This is a genomic window from Mesorhizobium sp. M7A.F.Ca.US.014.04.1.1, from assembly GCF_003998745.1.
GTDB lineage: Bacteria > Pseudomonadota > Alphaproteobacteria > Rhizobiales > Rhizobiaceae > Mesorhizobium > Mesorhizobium ciceri.
This window is the reverse complement of the sequence record NZ_RZRW01001203.1, coordinates 1-849: the sequence shown is the minus strand read 5'-3', so window position 1 is coordinate 849 and position 849 is coordinate 1. Positions and strand designations below refer to the sequence as shown.

General features: G+C 64.1%; 1 protein-coding gene. It reads left to right on the top strand.

The window, feature by feature from the left end:
• The coding region (locus tag EOA22_RS35595; RefSeq protein WP_164756272.1) for an AMP-binding protein at positions 1 to 849 on the top strand (849 nt) is incomplete at both ends.

Genomic DNA, 849 nt, shown 5'->3' with positions numbered 1-849 from the left:
CGATCTTCGCGGTTCTCAAGGCGGGCGCGACCTTCAGCCCGATCAACGCCTCCACCAAGGCCGACAAGCTCGCTTATGTCATCGACGATTGCGAGGCTGCGGCGATCCTGACTCAGGCCAAGCTGATGCCTGTCGTGATCCAGGCGCGTGCGCTGTCGGACCGGCCGTTCTTCGTCGCGTCGACGCAAGCGCCATCCAGCCATACGCCGGATGGCGCTGCCTCCTTCGAGGATTGTCTCAAGGTCGCGCCCGTGCCCATTCGCCATGGCGGGATCGATATCGACCTCGCCATGCTGATCTACACCTCGGGCTCCACCGGCCGCCCCAAGGGCGTGATGATGACGCATCGCAATATCGATGCCGCGGCCGAATCCATCACGACCTATCTGCGCAACACCCGTGACGACATCATCCTCAATGTCCTGCCCCTGGCTTTCGACTACGGCCTCTATCAACTGCTGATGGCGACGAAGCTCGGCGCGACCCTCGTCCTCGAAAAATCATTCGCCTTTCCGCAGGCCATTTTCGAGCGCATCCGCGCCGAGAAGGTCACCGGTTTCCCGCTGGTGCCGACGATGGCGGCGCTGATCCTGCAGATGCGCGATTTGGCGCCGGGTTTCCTGCCGAGCCTTCGCTATATCTCGAACACCGCCGCCGCCCTGCCGCCGGTGCATATCGCCCGGCTGCGCGAGCTGTTCCCCGGCGTACGGCTCTTTTCCATGTACGGTCTGACGGAATGCCAGCGCTGCACCTACCTGCCCCCGGAGGAGCTGGACCGCCGGCCGGGCTCCGTCGGCATCGCTATTCCCAACACGGAAGCCATCGTGGTCGACGATGTGGGCAACCGCG